Raw genomic sequence first — 13902 nt, 5'->3', positions numbered from 1 at the left:
TCGCGACATGTCGGAGCACTCAGCGAACCCCTCAGCGACCGCCGCGACCGGTCGCTCCCGCGCCGTCAAGGCCGTCATCCCGGCCGCCGGCCTGGCCACCCGGTTCCTGCCGGCCACGAAGGCGGTCCCCAAGGAGTTGCTGCCGGTCGTCGACCGGCCGGTGCTCCAGTACATCGTCGAGGAGGCCACCCAGGCCGGGCTCAACGACGTGCTGCTGATCACCGGGCGCGGCAAGACGGCCATGGTGGACCACTTCGACCGCCGGCCCGACCTGGAGGAGCGGCTGGAGAAGAAGCCCGAGCTGCTGGCCGCCGTCAAGCGCACCGAGGACCTGGCCGAGATCTACACCTGCCGTCAGCCCGAGCAGCTCGGCCTCGGCCACGCCGTGGGCTACGCCGAATCCCACGTCGGCGACGCGCCCTTCGCGGTGCTGCTCGGCGACGAGTTCGTCAAGCCGTCCGAGCCGCTGCTGCCGGCCATGCTGGAGCTGCAGGCCCGCACCGGCGGCATCGTGCTCGCCTTCTTCGAGGTCGACCCGGCCGAGACCTCCCGCTACGGGATCGCCTCCGTCGAGCCGGCCGGGCCCGAGTTCGGCGACCTCGCCGAGGTCGTGCGGGTCACCGGCATGGTGGAGAAGCCGAAGCCGGAGGACGCGCCGAGCAACCTCGCCGTCCTCGGCCGCTACGTGCTCCCCGGCCGGATCTTCGACGCGATCCGGCGCACCGAGCCGGGCAGCGGTGGCGAGATCCAGCTGACCGACGCCATGGAGATCCTGCGCAACGAGGGCGTGCCGGTGCACGCCATCGTCTACCGGGGCACCCGCTACGACACCGGCCAGCCGCTCGGCTACCTCCAGACCGTGGTGCAGATCGCCGTCGAGCGCGAGGACCTGGGCGCCGAGTTCCGCAAGTGGCTGACCGAGTTCGTCAACGCCGGCGACGAGACGGTCACCGCGGCGATTCTGAACGGGATGCGCGACACGTCCGGCGGTGCCGGTACATGACCGCGACGGCCGACGCCGAGGCGGCCGCGAACGAGTTGACGCCGCTCGCCGACTACCTGGGCAGCGTGCTGCGCAGGTTACGCGCGCTGCCTCCGCTCGACCTCGACCTCACCCAGGCGTACGGCAACGTCCTCGCCGAGGACGTGGTCGCGCCGCACTCGTTTCCCGCCTTCGACCAGGCGGCGGTGGACGGGTACGCCGCGCGCTGGGAGGACATCTCCGGAGGGAGCCGGGGGCCGGGCTACGTCCCGGCCCCCTCCGGTATCCCCGGTGGCCGCAGCATCCGGCTGAACGTGGTCGGCGACCTGGGCGCGGCGAGCTGGCGGCCGGTCCGGCTCACCCCCGGCTCCTGCTTCTCCGTGGCGGCGGGCGCGCCGCTGCCCGTCGGCGCCGACGTGGTGGTCCCCGTGGAGTGGACCGACCAGGGCATGGCCGCCGTGGAGATCTTCCGCGCCCCCAAGCGGGGCTACGGCGTCCGGCGCGCCGGTGAGGAACTGCCTGCCGGCACCCTGCTCGCCCCCGCCGGCACGTACGTCTCGCCCGCCCTGGTCGCGGTCTGCGCCGCCACCGGCATCGGTCACGTCGTGGTCCGGCCCAGCCCGCGGGTGGTCATCGTGGCCACCGGCGACGAGCTGGTCGACGTGGGCCGGGGCAGCCAGCCCGGGCAGGTGGTGGACACGAACTCGCACGCCCTGACCGCCGCCGCGGCCGAGGCGGGCGCGCTGGCGTACCGGGTCGGGATCTGCGACGACGACCCGGAGGCGCTGCGCGGCCTGCTGGAGGACCAGACCCTGCGGGCCGACCTGATCATCACCACCGGTGGCACCGGCACCGGCCCGGGCGACATGGTCCGCCGGATCCTGTCCCGCCGGGAGGGCGGCCGGGCCGGGCCGGTCACCTTCACCGAGGTCGCCCTCTATCCCGGAACGGCCCTCGGATTCGGTACGGTCGGCGCCGAGGAGGTGCCGGTGGTGTGTCTTCCCGGTGAACCCGGCGCGGCGCTGATCGGCTTCGAGGTGCTGGCCCGCCCGGCCATCCAGTTGCTGGCCGGCGCCGAGCCCGTGTTCCGGCCCAGCGTCCGGGCGCACCTGCTGGAGACGGTCTCGTCCCCGGTGGGGCTGCGCGAGTTCCGCCCGGCGCACGTGGCCGAGCGGCGCGGCGGCGGCTACACCGTGCAGCCGCTCGCCGGTGGGCCGTTCACCCTCTCCGGCCTGGCCGAGGCGAACGGCCTGCTCGTCCTCGGCGAGCGGGTCACCACCGCGGCGGCCGGGTCGACTGTGGACGTCCTCCTGCTGGACCGGCGCCGGTGAGCGCGAGGAGTGGGCATGCGAGCCGCGCGGGAGCGAACGGAAGGCTGACTCGGTGAGTTGGTTCCGGCGGCAGCCGGGATGGCCGGCGGTGCTGGTAGACGGTCCGGTGGTGCTGCGGCCGTACCGGCGTTCCGACGCGACCGGCTGGTCGGAGATCCGGCGGGCCAACCGGGCCTGGCTGTCCCCCTGGGAGTCCCACCTGCCCGGCAGCTGGGACGAGATGAACTCGCCGGCCGCGTTCCGCTACGTCCACGCCGACCAGCGCCGGTCGGCGCGGACCGGCGACGGCATGCCGTTCGCGGTCTGCCTTCGCGAGAACGGCGAGGAACGACTCGTCGGCCATCTCAACGTGGGCAGCATCGTGCGGCGCGCCTTCTGCTCCGGCTACGTGGGCTACTGGGTGGACTCCCGGGTCGCCGGCCGCGGCGTCATGCCCACCGCGGTGGCCCTCGCCGTGGACCACGCGTTCGGCCCCGGCGGGCTGCACCGCATCGAGGTGAACATCCGGCCGGAGAACCAGCCGTCCCGCCGGGTGGTGGAGAAGCTCGGCTTCCGCGAGGAGGCCTACCACGTGCGCTACATGCACATCGACGGTGCGTGGCGGGACCACATCGGATACGCGATGACCAGTGAGGAAGTGGTCGCCGAGGGCGGGCTGCTGGCCCGCTGGCACCGCGTACGTGACAACCGCGGTTGAAGGCTCCCACCCGCCACGCCCGGCGCGGCGCACGGTGAAGTGGGTCGGCGGCCCGTAACCTCAAGTAACTGCAAGCTGTGGCAAGCGCTGCCTGCCCGCACGATCTGCGCCATCAACGACGGGCGACGGAAGAAGTTGCGGTTGTGTGGCGCTCGCCCCGAACTTGGTGACGGGAGGGGTGAGGGTGCCGACCTCGGTGCTCCTCGCCGTCCTCGCCGCCGCCGGTCTGCTCGCCCTCGCGCCGGCGCTGGTCCGCCGGTACGACGCCACCGAGCGGCTGGTGGCGGAGCGGGCGCAGTCGACGGCCCGGGTGCTCCAGCGCCGCCGTCGACGTCGCACCGTGCCCGGACGGCGGCCGGTGCACCCGCCCCGCTCCCTCGTCGTCACCCTGAGTGAAGATTCCGACACGGGCGGTCTCGCCCGTCCGGTGTCGGCGCCACCCGCACGCCGCCGGTCGGGCCGGCTCCGCTCGGTGCCGCCCGCCCCTGCCAAGTCCCGCCGACGGCACCCTCCGAAGCGCCGGCACACCCCGGCCGTCTACCGCCGACGCCGGGTGCTCGCCGCGCTGCTGCTGCTCAACTTCGTCGAACTGATCGGCGTGGTGCTGGTGAGCCCCGGATTCTGGATCAGCGTCTCGGTCACCGGCGCCCTGCTCGTGGCGTACGTCGTGCACCTGCGGCAGCGGGCCCTCGCCGAGCGCCGGCGGCGGCGCGCGGAGGCCCGGGAGGCGGCGTGGCTGGCCGCCCGCCAGGCCGAGGTACGCCGCGAGCAGGCGCGGCGCGCCGCGGCCCGGCGGGAGGCGCAGCGCCGGCTGGCCGCCCAGCGGGAGGCCGTCCGGCGCACCGCCATGGGGCTGGACCGGCCCGCGGACCTGCCGCCCGCGGCGAGCGGCGGCTCGGTCTCCTACCGCCGGGCGGGTGGCCTGCGGGGGCGGCCGTACCAGAGCGGGCGGGGCGCTTAGAAGTTTTTTCCGCGGTGATGTCGAATCCGGCTGCTCTCATCCGACGGGTTGATGAAGGCCGGTGCGGAAGCCGGCCGCGGACAGGGGAGCTTGTGATGGCCAAGATCGTGTCGAACTTCTTCATCTCGCTGGACGGGGTCGTGGAGCGGCCCGACCAGTGGCACTTCCCCTACTTCGACGACGAGATGGGCGCCGTCGTGGGCCGCGGGGTGGAGGGGACCACGGCGTTCCTCATGGGGCGCACGCAGTACCAGGAGTGGTCCGAGTTCTGGCCCAACCAGTCCGGGGACGACCTCGAGTTCGCGTCGTTCATCAACTCGGTGCCGAAGTATGTGCTGTCCAACACGCTCACCGAGACGCCCTGGCAGAACTCGCACCTGATCTCCGGCGACTCGGACCGGGTCGCGGCGCGGCTGCGGGAGATCAAGGAGCAGGCCGACGGGGACATCTCCATGTCGGGCGGCGCCACCACGGTCCGGTGGCTGCTCGCCAACGGCCTGCTGGACGAACTGCGCCTGCTGGTCCACCCGATCGCCGTCGGGCACGGCCAGCGCCTCTTCGAGGGCACGCCGACGTACCCGCTGCGGCTGCTGGACAGCTCGACCCTCAAGAGCGGCGTGCTGAACCTGACGTACGCGCCCGCCTGACGCCCGCGCGGTCCCGACCCCGGCCGCTTCGCGGATCTTGGAGGGTTTCGGCCCCTCTGGAGGCCTTTTCCCTCCAAGATCTGCGTGCCCGGTGGGGCGGTTCGCTTCGGCGCCGCGGAACCTGTTAGCCTTGTCGCCGGCCCGCCCGGTGCAAGCCGGGTGGGACCGACGCTGGTACGCCAGCGGAGGGGCTGTGGCGCAGACCGGTAGCGCACCTCGTTCGCATCGAGGGGGTCAGGGGTTCAAATCCCCTCAGCTCCACCCAGTTCAAAGGCCGTTTCCCGTTCTGGGGAACGGCCTTTTTCGATCTTGTACAGCAGCGAAGTACAGCAGACGTCGACTGCACGGCGATGGGGCTGGCCGCGAGCTGATCCGGCAGCGGCGTGGGATGCATCGTGAGGTAGATCAGCCCCCTGCTCCTCGTGAACGGTGCAGCTCAGTTCGTAGGGCTCCGCAGCGCCGATGCGGAAGACGAGGGTGACTCGATCCTGCACGAATCTCTCTGTGCCGGTCGGCTCGCCGAAGATGCCGGTGATCTCTTGCTGGTCCAGCCCTGCTACAAACACCATCACCGCTACCGCGAAAATCACGATCCGCTTGGCATGCCGGGGATGCAAGTGCTGCATGAGTAGGCCGGTAGGGGCCAGCGCGGCAAACGCAACCCATTGAAGAACTTCCCGCCAGAGGCCCAGGCGCACCCGACGCGCGACCCGTTCGATCTCGCCGAGGGCGGCAGCGGTGCCGAACCGAAGTGGTTCGGCGCCTGGTGGGGCCGAGGGTCGACGGCGGTCAGCTCGTGGACGTGACGCCCAGCATGGCGGCGCAGGTCCTCACCGAACAGCCCTCGTACGTCCAGCGCCATCGGCTCGACCACCTGCCGGCTGGATCGGGGGGAATCGGGCTGAGCTCAGCTCTGGCTGGTCACCGCCGTGGACTGACGTTTCTTCGCTGGGGCGACGTCCTTGAGCAGCCAGCCGACCGGAGGGCTGACCAGCGGACGCAACGCCCACACCACGGGCCGGCTGGCGGTGATCCAGACCAGCGTAACGACCGCGGCGGTGAGCACCAGCAAGGCTGGGATGTTGTCGACCTGCTTGTCGAGGGGTGACCACTTGAAGGCCAGGACGACGAACCCGTGCAGCAGATACGGGTACATGGAGTTGGCTCCCCAGCCCGTGATGAACGTGTGGCGACGGGGAGCGAGCGTCATGATCGCCCATGTCATCGCCAACCCGACGGCCATCAGTCCAAGCCGGATCAGGACGCCCTCGGTCACCTCCACCCCGAGCCGCTGGTAAATGCGGTTCCAGTACACCCAAAGGTCCGACAGGCGCGAGGCGACCAGGTAGGCGATCGGCGCGGCAGCGATGAGGACGGCGATCGCGGTCAGCCGCACGGGCGGAGATGGGCGGTACGCGAGCCTGCCGCGACCGAGCCAGACGCCGAGGACGAAGAAGGGCAGCATTCCTGCCACCCGGTCCAACGACAGGGCGTGGCCGAGCAAACTGGCGGTTCCGGCGGAGAGGGACACGATGATCGCGATGACGACCGCTCCGCGAAGTTGGACGAAGAGCGGAGCGAGCATCCGCCAGATGAACAGAGCGGGCAGGAACCACAGGTGATAAATCGGGGAGAGGAACATGTTGGCCGTCCAGGGCATCGGCTTGTCCATCGCCGTGTAGAAGCTCATGTAAAGCAGCTGGAACACCACGTACGGCGCGAGCAGATCCCGGATCAGCGACGCCGCACGACGGCCGGTGAGCTCGGTTGCCGAGAGCATCCCCGAAAGCATGACGAAGGCCGGCATGTGGCACAGGTAGATGAACGTGTAGATCGTCCTGCCGGCTGGCGCGGAGCCGACCGTCTGACCCACCATGTGGCCGAGCACGACCAAGACGATCAACAGCCCTTTGACGTTGTCGATGTACGGGTCGCGCCTGGTGGGCGCGACAGCGACGCCAGGGCTCTCAGGCATCACCGTGGTTGTCATCCGGCCAGGCTGCCGGTCGGCCGATACCCGATCTAGCTGGAGTGAGCAGGGTCACCAAAAACCGCCCGCGAAGCGCTGGACGTGCAGGCAGGCCGGCAGGACCCCACTCCCTGCTCTGGCGATAGTTACGCCTAGAAGCAGCCGACCAAGCAGCCAAGCCGGCGGACAGTGGCGGACCACAGCGAACATCAGGGGCAGGTCGACGAGGGCCAAGCCAGGAGGAGCAGCAGGCCGCGACCGACTCGTAATGCGTCGGTCAGCGGCCGACGCGAATGCGATCGGCGGGGTACGTCTCCCGGGAGCCGTCAGCGCGGAAGATCATCGAGGGGGCCAGGGGTTCAAATCCCCTCAGCTCCACCCAGTTCGAAGGCCGTTTCCGCTCGCCGGAGACGGCCTTTTCCGCTTTCTGGCGGGATCGGCGGCGGCCCGTCGACCTCGACACTATGGTCGAACAATGATCAATGGTGCTCATCTGATCATCTACAGCCGCGACCCCGAGGCGGACCGCGCCTTCTTCCGGGACACGCTCAACTACGGCCACGTGGACGCCGGCCATGGCTGGCTCATCTTCACGCTCCCGCCGGCCGAGCTCGCCCTGCACCCGACCGAGGGCGCGCCGGCCCACGAGCTCTACCTCATGTGCGACGACCTCGCGGCGACCATGGCCGACCTGGGCGCGAAGGGCGTCGAGTTCACGACCCCGGTCACCGAGGAGCGGTGGGGGCTGCGCACCGCGCTGCGGCTGCCCGGCGGGGGCGAACTCGGTCTCTACGAACCGCGCCACCCGGTCGCCATTCGACGCGCCGAATAAGACGACGGGTTGGGTCGTCACACCCGGCGCACGTCGGTGACCATGACCGGATAGGGCCCGGCGGACTTCTCGGCCGTGGCCCGGTCGGCCGGGATGACGTTGTCCATCCGCATCCGCAGGTTCTCCGCGTCGGTGGCGTCGAAGACGATCCGCCACGCCCAACCGCCGCCGTACTCGGCCGTCAGCTCGAACGTCGCATCCGGCCCCGGGCTCCCGGTCAATGACATGGGCGCCGGCTGCTGGTGCCACGAGTCGCCCCAGACGGCGACCAGCGAGCCCTCCCGGTCGCCGGCCCCGATGACCACCAGGCCGTCCTGCGGCCCGTCGTCGGGATGGGTCCAGGAGTAGGCGACCGAGGTGAGATGACCCCCGGCGGCGGTCGTCACGGTGAGCGTGGCCGGCGACTCGACGAGCGGGTCGGAGGGCATCAACCGGAACCCGTTGGTGCCGGCCCAGGGTCCGGCGAAGTCGGCGAGGATCATCCGCCCACCCTAGGGGCGAGGTGGGAGACTCCCGGCCGCGGACGCACTGCTCCGTCTCCGTCTGACTGCCAGCGGTCCGATCACCGTGGTACGACTGCGGGAAACCGGTGCGAAGCGGACAGGGGGCGTTGGCGGTAGGTGTCGATCGGTGGCTGGCGCGGAATGCTGCAGGGCCGGGAGGGGGAGCTGCTCCTCGACCTGGTCTTCGTCTTCGTGCTGACCCGCTTCTCGCAGCGCCTGATCGAGGACTTCACCACCGACCGTCAGGTCGTCCTGCCCGAGGTGGGTCAGACGGTGCTCCTGCTGCTGGCCCTGTGGATGGTCTGGGTCCACGCGGCGTGGGTGACCAGCAGGGTGGAACCCCGGCAACCGGTGACCCAGCTGCTGATCGTCTGGACCATGTTCGGCAGCATGATCATCGCGGTCACCCTGCCGCACGCGTTCGGCGCGCGGGGGCTGCTCTTCGCGATCACGTACGTCGCCATCCAGGTCGGAAAGCCCCTCATCCTCCTGTTCGCGCGCCGGGACGTCGCGCGGCACAGTCCCGCGCGACACCTGTGGTGGGCCACGTTCTCCGCTGTGCCGTGGATCGCCGGAGCGGCCCTGTTCCCCCAGAGTCCCGCGCGCGGAGCGCTCTGGACGCTGGCGGTCGCCCTGGACTACGCGGGGCTCGTGCTCGGCTGGCCCGTTCCGAGGCTCGGCCGGACCGGGGCGGAGGACTGGCGATACGCGGGCGAGCACCTCGCGGAGCGCTACCAGCAGCTCATCGTCATCACGATCGGCGAGACGATCCTGCTCACCGGCGCGACGTTCGCCGACGCGTTCACGCCGGACCGGGTGGCGCCGGCCGTGTTGTCCTTCGCCACCGCGGTGCTGATGTGGCGGATCTACTTCCACCGGGCGGGCGCGCTGTTCGCCGCCGCCATCGAGGTCGCCGCTCGCCCGGACAAGCTCGGCAAGTCCGGGTACTACACCCAGCTCGTCATCGTGACGGGCATCCTGGCCGCCGGAGTCGGCAACGCGCTGGTCATCCGGGAGCCGCGCGGGCGCCAGGATCCGCTCTGGCTCGCGGTCATCCTCGGCGGGCCGGGGCTCTTCCTCGCCGGGCGGTCCCGCATGGAGTACGAGGTGTTCTCCCGGCTGTCCCCGTCCCGGGTGATCGGACTGGTTGCGCTCGCCGCCGCGACACCGGCGCTGCTGCACCGCTCGCCGGTGCTCGCCGCCGCTGCCGCCACGGTCGTCCTCGCCGGGGTGGCGGTGTGGGACGCGATGCGCGAGCGCCGGAACCCCGCGGAGGCGCCGTCACCGCCGGCCTAGCGGAGCCGCGAGCAGCCCGGTGGAGGCGCGGAGGCGTCACACGGACGGCCGGTTCCGGGGTACGGCCGCCGGGCGCGCTGTGGCGCGCCCGGCGGTTGCGCCGTCAGTCGCAGGCGATCCCGTCGCCGTCGCGATCCAGGTCGTAGATGTCGCTTCCCACCACCCGCACCGGACCGCGGACGTACGCGGGACCGTTGCCGCTGCCGCCCGCGCAGTCGACGTCGCTGGCGATCGGCACGCAGGCGCCGCTGTAGTTCGGGTCGCACTGTCGCGTCTGCTTGGTCCCGACGGCGACCACCTGCGTGACCGGCGCCTTCGTGACCACCGACCGCACCAGCTTCTTCCCGGTCTGCACGCCGTCGGTGACGGTCACCTGGTAGGTGAGCGTCCGGACGCCGGCGACCCCCCGGGTGCGGATCTTCTTCGTGCCTTCCGGCAGGGAGGAGTCCTTGACCGTCCTGGTCGAGTAGGCGATCTTCTCGGTGGCCGTGACGGTCCTGGTCTCCACCTGGGGGGACGGCGACTCGCTCGGCGCCACCTCGCTGGGGCTCGCCGCTGCCGTCGGACTGGCGACATCGGCCACGGCCGGAGCGGGAGCGGCGGCCTCGTCGCCGTTCGGCGCAGAGGTGGCCGGGGCGGCGTCCTTCTTGCCGGTGTTCGCCGGCGGGTCGGTCACCGCGCCGATGGCGACGCCGCCGCAGCAGCAGAGCATCAGGACGCCCGCCGTCACGATGGCGATCTGCGCCCCGCGGGAGAGCCGGCGCCACCAGGACTGCTGCGGCAACGTGGCCGGGTACTGCCCCGTCGGATAGGGGACCGTGCCGAACTGGGCGGTCGGCTGCTGGGGTGGCGGCGGGGGCGGCGGCGCCTGCCCGTGCCACGGGTCCTGCGGGGGTGGGTACGTCACGCCTCTCAGTGTGCTTGCGGCCTCAACAATTGCTAGCGTCCGATTGGGCACCCCGGGTCCTGACACCTCGACGGCCCGTCACGTCGGAAGGCTCCGACTGGTTGCCCGGAGCGACGAGTGGTGATCAGCTACCCGGCTGGCGGGAGGCGCTGGTCAGCGGGTTCCGGTCCGACCGACGACCGGCCGCGGGACGTCAGCCGCTCGGCGCAGGCCAGCGCGATCAGCACCGCCGTCAGCAGGCCGAGCCCCACCAGTGCGGGCAGCGCCAGGGAGCAGCAGGCCCTTGGTACAGGCCGAGCGCGGTCGGGTCTCGGCCATGAAGCCGATGAACCGGGTCAGCGCGAAGACCAGGACGAGGTCGAAGAAGATCTCGAAGGTGGTGGCCCGGTGCGACCCGGTCACGGGCACCGGCCGGGACCGGGGCACCTCAGGCGGTGAAGTCGTCCCGCGCGTCCCGGGCGTCCTGCTGGACATGCTCACCGGGCCGCTTGCCCTGGATCTCGTCCTGACGCCGCACCTCGTCCGCCTCGGACCGTTCGTCCCGGTTCATGTCGCCCAACCGCGCCCGGGCCGGGCCGGCCAGGTCTTCAAGGTCGTCCTTCGCCCGTTCGACGCTCATGCCGCCTCCCCTGTCGTCGTGGGCGCCGTGGCACCCCTCCGCCGACGCGTCCCCGGCCGTCGCGCACTGAAACCCCGGTGGTCCGCCGGGGTGGGCACGGGGGTGGTCAGTCGCCGGCCGCGGCGAGGTCCGCCGCGTGCCACAGGGTGGCGGCCAGCCGCTCCCGGCCGTCGTCGCTCAGCGGCACGGCTTCCGCCCGCTCCAGCAGCTCCCGGGCGACCGCCGGCTCGTCCAGCACGAGGGCCAGCTCGGCCCGGCAGACGAGCGCCTCGACGTGGACGAGTGGATCATCGGCGGCGTCCGGCCGGGACAGCGCCGCGTCGAGGATCCGGGCGGCCTGCCGGTGGTCGCCGCGCGATGTCGTCCACCGGGACCAGGCAGGGGCCCTACGAGGTTGCCGGGTCGAACTCGGGCATGCCGAAGAGGTGCAGGTGGAGATCCTCGCGGTGCAGGGCGAGGTACGGGTTGGGCGGTGCCCCGACGGCGCTCGCACATGGAAGTGTCCGAACAGACGAGGGGCCGGTCCCTTCCGGACCGACCCCTCGCTCACACGGTGGACGTCGTTACGGCTTCCAGGAGCCCGCGGTACGCAGGTGGTGCTCGTACTCCAGCGTGCCGTTCTTGTTCTTCACGTCGAAGATGAGCTGGCCGCTGCGCTTGCTGCCGGTGGGCAGGTTGTTGCCCGAGCCCATCAGCTTGCCGCAGCCGGAGAAGGCGCCGCCGACGCCGCTCTCCTCGGTGCCGTCGGTGCCGACCCACTTGAAGAAGAACGGGTTGATCGAGCCGGTGCCCTTGGTGACCTCGGCGGTCACGTCGGCGATCAGGTACATACCGTTCTTCGGCCCCGGCATGAACTCCTGGCAGGACTTGTCCTTGGTCCGGAAGTTGCCGACCGTGATCTCGACGGTGCCGTCGTCGTCGTTGACGATCAGCGTGTCGCCGGACGGCATGTTGAAGGTCTCGCTGTCGGTCCGGCCCGGCTCCGGCGTCGCCGAGGTGCCGCCGGTCGGGGTGTCGTCGACCGGGTTGCTGAAGGTGACGCCCGGGGTGGGCAGGCTGTCGATCGCGTCCTTGGTCTTCTGCGCCCCGCTGTAGATGGCGAAGATGCCGCCGCCGCAGCAGAGCAGCAGCATGACCGCCGCCACGATGCCGACGGTGATCCAGACGTTCTTGTTGGACTTCTTCGCCGGCGGGCCGAACTGCCCCGGCGCGGGCGGGTACGGCCCGGTCGGCGGGTAGGCCTCACCGGGAGGCGGCGGGTACTGCCCGGGTGGCGGGGGGAACCCGGCCCCCGCGGGCGGGTACGGCGGCTGTGCCCCGCCCGGCGGCGGGTACGGCGCACCCGACGTCGGCGGCTGCGGCGCGTAGGGCGTGCCGGAGGTGGGCGGCGGCGCGTACGGCGATTCCGGGGCGGGCGGGTATCCGCCACCGGGGACGGGCGGGTACGGCGCACCGGAGGTCGGCGGCTGCGGCGGGTACGGGGCGCCCGAGGTCGGCGGCTGCGGCGCGCCCGAGACCGGCGGCTGCGGCGCCTGCGGGCTGCCCGGCACCGGCGGCATCGGCGCGGTGGGGAACGCCTGGGTCGGCGGTTCCTGAGGCTGCTGGTTCGGGTCCTGCGGTCCGAACGGAGGCTGAGGGTGGCTCACCGTACTCCTTGGGCACCTTCGGGATCGTCAGTCGGGACGACGGTACAAGCCGCCCGCAACGCGACCGTCAGGCCCTCACCCGGGTACCGGAACGGCGGCGGTGCGCATCAGTTCGGCGTCCACCGCGAACCGACCGGCTATCGATGATGGCGAATCGGCCAGCGGGGTGGCGGCGAGCCGGGCCGGCGCGATCCGGGCGGTGAAGGCGCCCGCCTCCGGATCGAGCGTGACCCGGGCGTCGGAGAAGTCCAGCCAGGTCCCGCCACGGCGACCTCGGGCGGCAGCAGGTCCCGCGTGACGCCGAAACGTAGCGCAACCGTGTAACGCCGAAGCGTTTCGGAGCGCTGTCAGGTCGTTGCGGGGGAAGCACCGTCCACACACACGTGTTCATTGACGAGAGGAACGGCCGATGACGCCTGGTGCTAAGGCGTCGGAATCACGACCGGGCGAGCACGCCCCCGTGACCCCCGACTGGACCTGCGGTTCCTGCGGCGAGGACTGGCCCTGTGCCACCAAACGCCGGCAACTGCTGGACGAGTACCAGGTGGACCGTGCCTCGTTGAGCGTCTATCTGGGCTCCTGCCTGGCGGCCGCCACGCAGGACCTCCGCGCCGATCCGGACTCCTCGCTCCAGGACCGTTTCATCGGCTGGGTGCCGCGCGGCCCGCGCACCCACTGACCCCCGCTTCCGGTGGCCGCCCCGCACCCGACGCGGCGGCCACCGGTCGCGGGCTCAGGGCCGGCGGGGACGCCGGGTGAGCGCGAAGCCCACCACGCCCGCCACGGCGGCGAGCACCCCGCCCGCGCTGGTCCACACCCAGCGCGAGCCGGCCTCCGGGAGCCAGCCGGTGAGGCCGGCCTCCTCCTCGGCGACCGGCTCGGGTGCCGGCTCCGCGGTGAGCACCGTGCCCGCCCTGGTGTTCGCCACCAGGGGCGCCGCCAGCTCCCCGTCGTCGCCGGACCCGCCGCCCCCGGTGGCCGCGCCGACCAGCAGGTCCACCTCGACCGGCAGGCCGAGGTCGGGCTCGGGCAGGTCGGTGACCGAGAGCCGGAGGTAGTAGGTGCCGGGCAGCGGGTCGCCGGACCACGGCTCCGCCCACGGCCGGACCCGGCGCAGCGTGCACCCGAGGGTCACGCTGGTCGCGGTCGCCGCGACGGTCGGGGTCTGCGCGCCGGCCGTGCACGCCTGCCGGCGGCGCAGCCCGTCGAAGACGTCGATGGTCCAGGTGGACGGGCCGGTGCGCGCCCTGCCGCCGAACGAGACCGTCGCGCTGACCTCGTGGACGTCGCCGGCCTCGGCCCGGAACGACCAGTAGAGGTGGTCGCCGGTCGAGGCGCCCACCCGGACCGGCTGGCCGGGGGTGATGGTCGTGGCGGTCAGGAACGAGGTGCCGGCCTTGGTGACGGTGGCCGCGCCGGGCGACGGGGTGGGCGCCGCAGCGGCGGCCGTGGGGGTGAGGGCCAGCCCGGCGGCGGCCAGCGCCGCCGCGGAGCGGATCAGGGTACGCATCC

At 72.1% G+C, this 13902-nt stretch carries 16 protein-coding genes, 1 tRNA gene and 1 pseudogene; 9 read left to right on the top strand and 9 right to left on the bottom strand.

Annotated elements, in window-relative coordinates:
* The first annotated feature begins 7 nt into the window (after nucleotides 1-7).
* The 6 genes from RMN56_RS08090 to RMN56_RS08065 all read left to right on the top strand — a co-directional run bounded on the left by RMN56_RS08090 (nucleotide 8) and on the right by RMN56_RS08065 (nucleotide 4879).
* The gene (locus tag RMN56_RS08090; protein ID WP_313723196.1) at nucleotides 8-1003 is read left to right on the top strand and encodes a UTP--glucose-1-phosphate uridylyltransferase; all 996 of its coding nucleotides are present in this window, start codon (nucleotides 8-10) and stop codon (nucleotides 1001-1003) included.
* Nucleotides 1000-2313, top strand: coding sequence for a molybdopterin molybdotransferase MoeA (locus tag RMN56_RS08085; RefSeq protein ID WP_313723195.1), 1314 nt, complete (start codon nucleotides 1000-1002; stop codon nucleotides 2311-2313). Before RMN56_RS08090 ends, RMN56_RS08085 begins: the two co-directional genes overlap by 4 nt.
* Nucleotides 2314-2401: 88 nt before the next feature.
* Nucleotides 2402-3010 carry a GNAT family N-acetyltransferase gene (locus tag RMN56_RS08080; protein ID WP_313724678.1) on the top strand — a complete coding sequence of 203 codons (609 nt, stop codon included), beginning with the start codon at nucleotides 2402-2404 and terminating at the stop codon, nucleotides 3008-3010.
* Nucleotides 3011-3188: 178 nt separating this feature from the next.
* Nucleotides 3189-3971 carry a divisome protein SepX/GlpR gene (sepX, locus tag RMN56_RS08075; RefSeq protein WP_313723194.1) on the top strand — a complete coding sequence of 261 codons (783 nt, stop codon included), beginning with the start codon at nucleotides 3189-3191 and terminating at the stop codon, nucleotides 3969-3971.
* A 95-nt stretch (nucleotides 3972-4066) separates the two neighbouring features.
* On the top strand, nucleotides 4067-4618 hold the full coding sequence (locus RMN56_RS08070; RefSeq protein ID WP_313723193.1) for a dihydrofolate reductase family protein: 552 nt from the start codon (nucleotides 4067-4069) through the stop codon (nucleotides 4616-4618).
* A 187-nt stretch (nucleotides 4619-4805) separates the two neighbouring features.
* A tRNA-Ala gene (locus tag RMN56_RS08065) sits at nucleotides 4806-4879 on the top strand.
* On the opposite strand, the gene RMN56_RS08060 is transcribed toward RMN56_RS08065, so the two are convergent.
* Together RMN56_RS08060 and RMN56_RS08055 are read right to left on the bottom strand one after the other, a co-directional pair.
* Entirely contained in the window at nucleotides 4861-5244 is a 384-nt protein-coding gene (locus tag RMN56_RS08060) for a hypothetical protein (RefSeq protein ID WP_313723192.1), read from the bottom strand. The genes RMN56_RS08065 and RMN56_RS08060 overlap by 19 nt on opposite strands.
* Before the next feature lie 281 nt (nucleotides 5245-5525).
* On the bottom strand, nucleotides 5526-6608 hold the full coding sequence (locus RMN56_RS08055; protein ID WP_313723191.1) for an acyltransferase family protein: 1083 nt from the start codon (nucleotides 6606-6608) through the stop codon (nucleotides 5526-5528).
* Between the two features lie 454 nt (nucleotides 6609-7062).
* Between RMN56_RS08055 and RMN56_RS08050 the strand changes: the two genes are divergently transcribed.
* Nucleotides 7063-7419 carry a VOC family protein gene (locus RMN56_RS08050; protein ID WP_313723190.1) on the top strand — a complete coding sequence of 119 codons (357 nt, stop codon included), beginning with the start codon at nucleotides 7063-7065 and terminating at the stop codon, nucleotides 7417-7419.
* Nucleotides 7420-7436: 17 nt separating this feature from the next.
* Here the strand turns inward: RMN56_RS08050 and RMN56_RS08045 are convergent, their stop codons facing one another.
* Nucleotides 7437-7901, bottom strand: coding sequence for a DUF1579 family protein (locus tag RMN56_RS08045; protein WP_313723189.1), 465 nt, complete (start codon nucleotides 7899-7901; stop codon nucleotides 7437-7439).
* 162 nt (nucleotides 7902-8063) lie between these two features.
* Here RMN56_RS08045 and RMN56_RS08040 point away from each other — a divergent pair, with 162 nt between their 5' ends.
* Nucleotides 8064-9218, top strand: a complete 1155-nt coding sequence (locus tag RMN56_RS08040) for a low temperature requirement protein A (RefSeq protein WP_313723188.1) — start codon at nucleotides 8064-8066, stop codon at nucleotides 9216-9218.
* A 103-nt stretch (nucleotides 9219-9321) separates the two neighbouring features.
* Here RMN56_RS08040 and RMN56_RS08035 read toward each other — a convergent pair whose 3' ends face one another.
* From RMN56_RS08035 to RMN56_RS08015, 5 genes and pseudogenes are all read right to left on the bottom strand, one after another.
* A complete protein-coding gene (locus tag RMN56_RS08035; RefSeq protein WP_313723187.1) occupies nucleotides 9322-10125 on the bottom strand; it encodes a G5 domain-containing protein in 804 nt (267 codons plus the stop codon).
* Nucleotides 10126-10552: 427 nt separating this feature from the next.
* A complete protein-coding gene (locus tag RMN56_RS08030) occupies nucleotides 10553-10744 on the bottom strand; it encodes a general stress protein CsbD (protein WP_313723186.1) in 192 nt (63 codons plus the stop codon).
* 106 nt (nucleotides 10745-10850) lie between these two features.
* A complete protein-coding gene (locus tag RMN56_RS32915; RefSeq protein ID WP_512699745.1) occupies nucleotides 10851-11237 on the bottom strand; it encodes a DUF8817 family protein in 387 nt (128 codons plus the stop codon).
* A gap of 70 nt (nucleotides 11238-11307) precedes the next feature.
* Nucleotides 11308-12390: a DUF4352 domain-containing protein gene (locus RMN56_RS08020; RefSeq protein WP_313723184.1), complete on the bottom strand. Its 1083-nt coding sequence runs from the start codon at nucleotides 12388-12390 to the stop codon at nucleotides 11308-11310.
* Nucleotides 12391-12465: 75 nt separating this feature from the next.
* Nucleotides 12466-12651 (bottom strand): annotated as a pseudogene (locus tag RMN56_RS08015) (4-phosphopantetheinyl transferase); the annotation flags it as partial.
* Between the two features lie 199 nt (nucleotides 12652-12850).
* Here RMN56_RS08015 and RMN56_RS08010 point away from each other — a divergent pair.
* Entirely contained in the window at nucleotides 12851-13069 is a 219-nt protein-coding gene (locus RMN56_RS08010) for a hypothetical protein (RefSeq protein ID WP_313723183.1), read from the top strand.
* 54 nt (nucleotides 13070-13123) lie between these two features.
* Here RMN56_RS08010 and RMN56_RS08005 read toward each other — a convergent pair whose 3' ends face one another.
* Nucleotides 13124-13900: a peptidase gene (locus tag RMN56_RS08005; RefSeq protein ID WP_313723182.1), complete on the bottom strand. Its 777-nt coding sequence runs from the start codon at nucleotides 13898-13900 to the stop codon at nucleotides 13124-13126.
* Between the last annotated feature and the right edge of the window lie 2 nt (nucleotides 13901-13902).

The organism is Micromonospora halotolerans (genome assembly GCF_032108445.1).
GTDB classification, from domain to species: domain Bacteria; phylum Actinomycetota; class Actinomycetes; order Mycobacteriales; family Micromonosporaceae; genus Micromonospora; species Micromonospora halotolerans.
Note: the sequence above shows the minus strand (reverse complement) of the source record. Positions and strands in the feature narration are given on the sequence as shown.

Excerpts from the sequence above, each read along its gene's own strand:
- RMN56_RS08090 (WP_313723196.1), top strand. The coding sequence starts at position 8 with ATGTCGGAGCACTCAGCGAACCCCTCAGCGACCGCCGCGACCGGTCGC.
- RMN56_RS08085 (WP_313723195.1), top strand. The coding sequence starts at position 1,000 with ATGACCGCGACGGCCGACGCCGAGGCGGCCGCGAACGAGTTGACGCCG.
- RMN56_RS08070 (WP_313723193.1), top strand. The coding sequence starts at position 4,067 with ATGGCCAAGATCGTGTCGAACTTCTTCATCTCGCTGGACGGGGTCGTG.
- RMN56_RS08060 (WP_313723192.1), bottom strand. The coding sequence starts at position 5,244 with ATGCAGCACTTGCATCCCCGGCATGCCAAGCGGATCGTGATTTTCGCG.
- RMN56_RS08055 (WP_313723191.1), bottom strand. The coding sequence starts at position 6,608 with ATGACAACCACGGTGATGCCTGAGAGCCCTGGCGTCGCTGTCGCGCCC.
- RMN56_RS08050 (WP_313723190.1), top strand. The coding sequence starts at position 7,063 with ATGATCAATGGTGCTCATCTGATCATCTACAGCCGCGACCCCGAGGCG.
- RMN56_RS08045 (WP_313723189.1), bottom strand. The coding sequence starts at position 7,901 with ATGATCCTCGCCGACTTCGCCGGACCCTGGGCCGGCACCAACGGGTTC.
- RMN56_RS08040 (WP_313723188.1), top strand. The coding sequence starts at position 8,064 with ATGCTGCAGGGCCGGGAGGGGGAGCTGCTCCTCGACCTGGTCTTCGTC.
- RMN56_RS08030 (WP_313723186.1), bottom strand. The coding sequence starts at position 10,744 with ATGAGCGTCGAACGGGCGAAGGACGACCTTGAAGACCTGGCCGGCCCG.
- RMN56_RS08005 (WP_313723182.1), bottom strand. The coding sequence starts at position 13,900 with ATGCGTACCCTGATCCGCTCCGCGGCGGCGCTGGCCGCCGCCGGGCTG.